At 60.5% G+C, this 7,371-nt stretch carries 8 protein-coding genes; 4 read left to right on the top strand and 4 right to left on the bottom strand.

Annotated elements, in window-relative coordinates; all coding sequences use genetic code 11:
- Positions 1 to 915 (bottom strand): FGGY-family carbohydrate kinase (locus tag HZR14_RS14480; protein WP_255479262.1); only part of this gene is annotated, 915 nt, incomplete at its 3' end.
- Between the two features lie 219 nt (positions 916 to 1,134).
- On the opposite strand from HZR14_RS14480, the gene HZR14_RS12380 reads away from it, so the two are divergent.
- The 4 genes from HZR14_RS12380 to HZR14_RS12365 all read left to right on the top strand — a co-directional run bounded on the left by HZR14_RS12380 (position 1,135) and on the right by HZR14_RS12365 (position 4,277).
- On the top strand, positions 1,135 to 1,824 hold the full coding sequence (locus tag HZR14_RS12380) for an RAD55 family ATPase (RefSeq protein ID WP_181693185.1): 690 nt from the start codon (positions 1,135 to 1,137) through the stop codon (positions 1,822 to 1,824).
- Positions 1,825 to 2,223: a DUF8057 family protein gene (locus tag HZR14_RS12375; RefSeq protein WP_181693184.1), complete on the top strand. Its 399-nt coding sequence runs from the start codon at positions 1,825 to 1,827 to the stop codon at positions 2,221 to 2,223.
- Between the two features lie 372 nt (positions 2,224 to 2,595).
- Positions 2,596 to 3,504: a serine/threonine-protein kinase RIO2 gene (locus HZR14_RS12370; protein WP_181693183.1), complete on the top strand. Its 909-nt coding sequence runs from the start codon at positions 2,596 to 2,598 to the stop codon at positions 3,502 to 3,504.
- Positions 3,505 to 3,794: 290 nt separating this feature from the next.
- Positions 3,795 to 4,277, top strand: coding sequence for a GNAT family N-acetyltransferase (locus HZR14_RS12365; RefSeq protein ID WP_220132565.1), 483 nt, complete (start codon positions 3,795 to 3,797; stop codon positions 4,275 to 4,277).
- 157 nt (positions 4,278 to 4,434) lie between these two features.
- Here the strand turns inward: HZR14_RS12365 and HZR14_RS12360 are convergent, their stop codons facing one another.
- From HZR14_RS12360 to HZR14_RS12350, 3 genes are read right to left on the bottom strand one after another with little or no spacing between them, the layout of a single operon-like run.
- On the bottom strand, positions 4,435 to 5,256 hold the full coding sequence (locus tag HZR14_RS12360) for a nucleoside phosphorylase (RefSeq protein ID WP_181693182.1): 822 nt from the start codon (positions 5,254 to 5,256) through the stop codon (positions 4,435 to 4,437).
- A gap of 30 nt (positions 5,257 to 5,286) precedes the next feature.
- Positions 5,287 to 5,901, bottom strand: a complete 615-nt coding sequence (locus tag HZR14_RS12355; protein ID WP_181693181.1) for a class I SAM-dependent methyltransferase — start codon at positions 5,899 to 5,901, stop codon at positions 5,287 to 5,289.
- Positions 5,898 to 7,007 (bottom strand): cysteine desulfurase family protein, encoded by a 1,110-nt coding sequence (locus tag HZR14_RS12350; protein WP_220132564.1) that lies wholly within the window; start codon positions 7,005 to 7,007, stop codon positions 5,898 to 5,900. The genes HZR14_RS12355 and HZR14_RS12350 overlap by 4 nt, the downstream gene beginning before the upstream one ends.
- Positions 7,008 to 7,371: the final 364 nt, after the last annotated feature.

Raw genomic sequence — 7,371 nt, 5'->3', positions numbered from 1 at the left:
GGAGAGCTGGAAGCCGACCGTCGTCAACAGTCCGTGGTCGGAGGAGACGGCCTCGTTGCCGGTGTTCATCAGGTAGAACGACCCGGTCCCGTAGGTACTTTTCGCGTCGCCCACATCGAAGCAGGTCTGGCCGAACAGCGCCGCCTGCTGGTCGCCGAGCGCCCCCGCAACCGGGACCTCCGCGCCCAAGAACCCGTCCGGGTCCGTGTGACCGTAGAGATTCTCGTCGGAGGAGGGCCGGACCTCCGGCAGCATCTCCGCCGGCACGTCGAACTCCGCCAGCAGCTCCTCGTCCCACGCGAGGTCGTAGATATTATACAGCATGGTTCGGGAGGCGTTGGAGACGTCCGTGATGTGGTTGCCGGTCAGATTGTAGATGAGCCACGAGTCGATCGTCCCCATCAACAACTCGCCGGATTCGGCACGGTCGCGGACGTCCTCGGGCCGGGTACGTCGGAGCTTGATCGGGTCGGCGTTGTCGAGGATCCACTCGAGTTTCGTCGCCGAAAAGTACGCATCACACTCCAGGCCGGTCTTCTCGCGGATCTCCTCGACCGTGCCGGCCGCCCGGAGTTCCTCGACGCGGTCGGTCGTCCGACGGTCCTGCCAGACCAAGGCGTTGTACACCGGCTTGCCACTGGCGGCGTCCCAGACGACCGTCGTCTCGCGTTGGTTTGCGATCCCGATCGCCGCCAACTGTTCGGCGTCGAGGTCAGCCACCGAGAGCGCGCGGGAGACGACGCGTTCGACGCTCCGCCAGATTTCGATCGGGTCGTGTTCGACCCAGCCGGGCTCCGGATGGAGCTGCTCGTGGCCGTCGTAGGCGCTTGCGATCACCTGTCCGCCGTGGTCGAAGACCATGAACCGTGTTCCGGTGGTGCCCTGATCGATCGCACCGACGTACCTCTGCGACATTACCGGTGTGTGGCGGCGTTCGTTCCTGTCATCTGGCGACCCTGCGTTGGCCTACGTACCCCGCCCGCAAGTATAATGATTCCCCCGATGTGGCGAAGGCGGCTCGTGGTCGGAGAATGATCGGGGAGCGGAAGCCGAAGCGAACCCCGAAGGCCGCATCGAAGTTTGAAAACTGAGTCGAAGTGACATATTATAACCGAGATTCGTGCATCTGTAGGTATGCGTGTTTCAAGCGGTGTTTCGGGACTGGACGAACTCGTCGGTGGGGGGCTGCCGGCCGGTCGGCTGTACGTACTGTCGGGGCCGCCCGGAAGCGGGAAGACGACGCTTTCGACACAGTTTCTGGTCGAAGGGGTGAGAGAGGGCGAAAACGGGCTGTTCGTGAGCATGCACGAATCCAGGGCGGACATCGTCGAGGACATGTCCGGGTACGGGTTCGGGTTCGAGCGGGCCGTCGAAACCGACCGGATGACCTTCGTCGACGTGTTCTCCTCGGAGGGAAAGCGGCTGTTTCGTCCGCCGGGGAAACACCGCGACGCCTCGAGCCTCGTCAACCGTCTCACCGGATTCATCGACTCCAACGGGGTCGAGCGTGTCGTCGTCGATTCGACGATGCTCTTAGAGCACTTTCTCTCGGACACCGATCACAACACCATACAGTTTCTGACCTCGCTGAAGCGAACCGACGCGACCGTCGTGTTGATCTCGGAGATGACGGATCCGAGCGCGTACACCGACGAACACTATCTCGCCCACGGTGTCGTCTTCATGCACAACTTCCTCGAGGACGGCGGGATGCAGCGAGGGATCCAGGTCCTGAAGATGCGGGGGACACAAATTGACACCGATATTCACGACCTCTCGTTCGGCGGCGGGGGCCTCAGCGTCGGGTCGAGCCGGGGGCCGTAGATGTACGACCGACACTTCGACGAGAAGGGGACCTACACCACCGAGGACGTCCTCGAACGGGCGTACGCGCTCGGCGTCGCGTCGGTGTGTGGTGCTCCCGACGAGGAGGCTTACGACCGTCTCAGACGGAACTGCCCCGACGCGTACGACGAGACGATCATCGAACTCGCCCACGACGAGGGACGGGCGAACGCACTCGACCTCGAAGCGGAGGAGGACCACGAGGACATCTGGGAGCATCTCGTCGGGTCCGACGGCGCGGAGCCGGAGCGGGGGGCCGGATCGGACGGGGCGGTCTCCGATCGGGCGCTCCCGGACGTACTTCGACCGCCGACGGAGGGGGACTCCGACGAGGGGCCGCCGGAGCGTCTCGACCTCCCGTCGTTTCTGCGCCGATAGGTCGTCTACTACCTCGGAGACCGGTACGTCGGGGAAGAGGACCGCGCTGACACAGACCTCGAGGCCGATCATTCGATGCCCGGTCAGTGAACTCCCCACCTACTTCGCTTGGGGGCGATGGCCCCGCTCGCTCGTTGAGGGTGGTGTCTCCGCCTCGAATTGGGTGAACGTATTCGAACCGATCACCGGTCACGGGTATCGTTCCACCTGAGCCAGATAAATGATACATAACCGTCGCTCCGTATCGCCGTACCCTCCGAACTTGTGACGTCACCGCGTTGGCGGTTTTGATATCGCGGAATAGACTTTATCGAGGCCCCCCCGTCCCGCACACGGGGTGCTTTTGAGTATCGGACGACTAGTCGGGGTGAGATGGTACAGAACGTCGCCACGGTGATGGCGGAGTTGGAGCCCGAGGACTTCCATCTGCTGTCGGGCATCGAGCACGGGATGCGGTTTTCGCGTTGGGTCGCCGAGGAAAAGCTCCCGGAGTTCTCGCGGCTCGACGGCGAGGACGTCGACTACCGGATCGATCGGTGTATGGACCGAGAGCTCCTCGAGCGGAAGACGATCCAATACACGGGCTATCGGCTCACATTCGAGGGGTACGACGCGCTCGCGTTGCGGACGTTCTCCGAGCGCGACTCGATCGACGGCGTCGGCGCGCCGCTGGGTGTTGGAAAAGAAAGCGACGTCTACGAGGCACGCTCGTTCCAACCGTTCGCGTTGAAGTACCACCGCGAGGGATACACGAACTTTCGAGAGGTACAAAAAGAGCGGGAGTACACCGCCGACAAGGAGCACCGCTCGTGGCTCTATACCGCCCGGAAGGCCGCCGAACGGGAGTACGACGCGCTCGAGACGCTGTATCCGGAGGTTTCGGTGCCGCGACCGGTCGATCAGAACCGCCACGCCATCGTGATGGAGCGGATCGACGGCGTGGAGCTCTCCCGGGTAAAACTCGAGCCCGAGCAGGTCATCGGGGTGTGTGATCTCGTCCTCGAGGAGATGGCGACGGCATACGACGCCGGCTACGTCCACGCCGACATGAGCGAGTACAACGTTTTCGTCGCGAGCGACGGCGTAACTGTCTTCGATTGGCCGCAGGCGGTCCCGGCCGAACACGAAAACAGCCGCGAACTGCTGGGCCGTGACGTCGGGAACGTCCTGGGGCACTTCGAGCGGAAATATCCCCGCGAGACACCCGAAATCGACCGCGAAGCGCTTACGGACGCGCTCGTCGGGGGATCCTTCGAGAGCGTCCGGGCGTTCAGCGAATAAACCGTTTGTTGCGATATCAAACCCGAACCGGTGGAAGTTGAGGCTACAGTGGGTATAGCGGGCCTGTGATGCATGGTTTTGGCCGAATCGGAGATCAGAAACTGACTCGGATTCCTCTCCAAACGGCCCATATTGTTGAAATATCAACCATATACGCGAATTTCGGCCACTTTCGACAGCGTAGCCACTCAGAGTCGGGCTACCACGGGGTGAGTACCGCTACTATCCGATTCCCGTTTCCCTCTTCACCAGCGTCAGCGTATTATTCTAGCTGTTTGCTTGTTCGCATAATGGTCTCTCTTCGAGAGGCGTCTCCTGAAGACGCAGCAGCAATGGCGCGTATCCAATCGGAGTCGTTCCGAGAGAACGGAGAAGAGTACTACACGGACGAACAGCTTGCGCTTCTGGCACCCGCTGAGCCAGATGCTGAGGAAATTCCTGAGGATGAGTTTACCGACGATTCGTGCCGTCCAATTATTGCTGAATTGGATGGATTGATCGTTGGCTGGGGGAGCATCCACCTCGACGAGAACGTGCTGGCTGCAACATTTGTTGATCCCGACTACACAGGACAAGGAATCGGGCGCACAATTGTTGAGGAACTCGAAACAATCGCACGACAGGAAGGCGTAGAGGAGCTAATCGTTCCCGCGTCGCTAAACGCTGTTGGCTTCTACGAAACACTCGGATTCGAAAAACAGCGCGAAATCGATGCAAGTGGCCCCGACACACCGGAGATTCCGAGCGTAGAACTGACGAAACAACTGTCCTAATCGCTCGAGTTGCAGACACACCGAGCAGGTGTTCCCCCCCAAAACCAGCGAAAAGATATGTGCCTCCAAACCCTGTCCCCAAAGATCCCGAGTAGTTGTAACAGCGCAATCAGCCGGACCAGTATTTTGATTTAGCTCGTACCCTACGACGTGCTCCCTATCGTTCACTCGCGTTCGGGGATCCCCACCCGGTAATGGTAGATTCAATAATCTCTAAGGCTGCGGTACTCCCGTTCGCATCGCCTTTCTCGAAGTCACCATCTCCCTGTCCCATCTCGTTAGTCACGTAGGCAAAACACACGACGGGCAGGCCCCGTTCGTCGGCGAACGTGTAGAGCGCGGCAGCTTCCATCTCGACTGCGAGGATATCCTCCGAGCGAGCTCGCTCGATGGCCGTTTCCGCCTCTCGAAACGGTGCGTCCGTCGTCCAGGTCGCGCCTGTATAGACCGGACGGGTGGCGGACTGACACGCTGACGCGACCCGATCACGGAGGTCGGCATCCAGGGTCGCATACCGGGTTGGGGAGCGGTAGTGGTGACTAGTCCCCTCGTCGCGTAGTGCCATTTCGATGAGCACGAAATACGGTGGATTGTCCTTCGGGACGATCTGGCCGGAAGAAGTCACGCTCACGAGGAACTGACAGCCGGCGGCGAACAGCTGTTCGGCGACCAGGACCGCGAACGACGCGCCGACCGCACACCCGATTATTCCGATCTCCTCGTCGTTCAACTCGAACCTGTAGAGTTCCGTGTGATAGCCGGGCCACGTCGCGTCCGCCTCGGCACGGCCGGTCGAAACCAGATGTCGGACGATGTCCCCATCGGGGTCGAGGACGCAGATGTCGGGAACGGACCGCTCGGGGAGGCCTTTCTGGCGACGCGCTTCTCGGACGAGGGACTCCGGGGTAAAGACCGAGGGTTCATCGTACCGTTTCGCCTCGAAAAGCGGCGAGTCGAGGTTCTCGTCAGAATCAGCCATTAGATTCCCCGTGGAACGCTGTCGCCAAGGTCATTTGGAATTACTATTAGGAGTCCCCACAACCGCAGTAACCGCAGCGGTGGTCGGATCACTGCTCTCGACGACGGTTTCGTCAGCAATGCCGAGGAAGTACTCCCGTGTTCCGTCGATAGCGTTCAGTACTCGGTCGGCCAGCGCCTCGGAGTCCCGATGAACCATCCGCTGGAAGTACGACCCTTCTCGCTGGAGATTCGACTGGACGTACTCGGATCGCGTATTCAGTATCACCGCGACGAGCACACCATCCGGTCGGAGCACGCGAGTTGCTTCCTCAAGGACAGCATCAATCTCCGAAATGAACTCTAATGTCGCCACGAAGACGACGGCGTCCACCGCGTCAGTTCGCGCTGGGAGTGTCCGCACGTCGCCGACCAGAAACGGTGCAGGAGTACGCTGTCGTGCTGTCTTGACCATCGCCTCTGAGATATCGATACCGACGATATCGTAGTCGGTGAATCGCTCTTCGAGCGAACCGATACCACAGCCGACGTCGAGGATCCGATCATCGGCAGCTACGTATTGCTTGATATATGCGGCCTCCCGGTCCATCACCGCCGAGCCGAACTCGCTCTCGCAGAACCGCACGAAGCTCTCGACGTCGCTCATGCAGGAACTTCGTGAAGCACTTCTTGTAACTTTTCGGTGACGTACGCAACGTCTTCGTCGGTCGTCTCTCGGCCCATCGAGAAGCGGACGGCCCCCATTGCCAGATCTGGGTCGACGTCCATCTCGATGAGGACCCGTGATGGCGACGGGTCTCCCGAGTGACAGGCCGAGCCACCGGAGACGGCGATGTCCTGGTCTGCGAGGGCATCGATTAGCTGCGCCCCGGATCGTCCCGGGAAGCAAAGCATCGCGTAACCTGGGAGTCGGTGCTCAGGATGGCCAATCAGCTCAGCATCCGTCGTCTCGCGGACGGTAGCGACGAACTCGTCGCGTAGTTGCGACAGTCGGCTGTGACGCTCGTCCATGTCGGCTCTCGCGAGGTCAGCGGCTTTCCCCATCCCGACCAGCCCGGCGACGTTCTCGGTGCCGCTCCGGAGCCCGTGTTCCTGTCCCCCGCCGTGAATGAGGGGTTCGATATCGACGCCGTCTCGAACGTACAGCGCGCCGACGCCGTTCGGCCCGTAGAACTTGTGAGCACTCAGACTTGTCAGGTCCAGCCCGAGGTCGTCAACGTCGACCGGAATCTTCCCGGCCGACTGGACGGTATCTGAATGGAAGTACACGTCGTACCCGTCCGTGATTTGGCCGATAGCCTCGAGAGGCTGGATGACACCGGTCTCGTTGTTGGCGTGCATAACGGACACGATCACTGTGTCCGGCTGAATGGCGTCCTCGATGTCCGCAGGGTCGACACGGCCGTCTGGTCCCGGTGGCACTCTCGTGACGCTGACGCCGTGATTTTCGAGCCAGTCAGCGGTCTCGATGACCGCCGAGTGTTCGGTTGTCGTCGTGACGACGTGGTCGCCATCCACCGCGTCGACGACACCTTTGATCGCGAGGTTGTCCGCTTCGCTACCGCCGCCGGTGAATACGATGGTCTCTGGGGTGGCTCCAAGTAGACTCGCGACCGATTCTCTCGCGTCAGCGATGGCTTCTGCTTCTTTCGATGCGTAGGCTGCCGACGGGTTTCGGTAGTGCGTTTCGAGGTACGGTTGCATCGCCTCGACAACGTCCTCGTGGGGGTACGTCGTGGCAGCGTGGTCCATGTAGATCATGATTGTGAGGTTCTGGTTCTAATCCTCTGTTCGTATGACGCTTCGTTTCCGGCGACTGCCGGTTGGGACTACCGATCGGCCGATATCAGTGTTAGCCCAACCAACAGTCTCTACGATATGGTACAGTAGACCAACGGTAGTATTAAGAGTTTATAATATTCGAAAATGCGAATGTGAATGTTTGGTGGTCTCGAATAGCCTGCTCTGTAACCGACCCCACCCTACTTCGCTCGGCCTTGCGGCCTCGCTCGTTGAGGGTGGGGCCACTGGCAGAGCGTAATGGTCAAGATAATTTTTGCAAATAGGGACCCAGGAATTTGTCGATCCAAGATTTAGCAAATCCAAGTCTCTTCGT

This window comes from Natronomonas salinimetallica, assembly GCF_013839515.1.
Taxonomy (GTDB): Archaea; Halobacteriota; Halobacteria; order Halobacteriales; family Haloarculaceae; genus Natronomonas.
The sequence above is the reverse complement of the archived record's forward strand: the minus strand, read 5'-3'. Positions and strand labels throughout refer to the sequence as shown.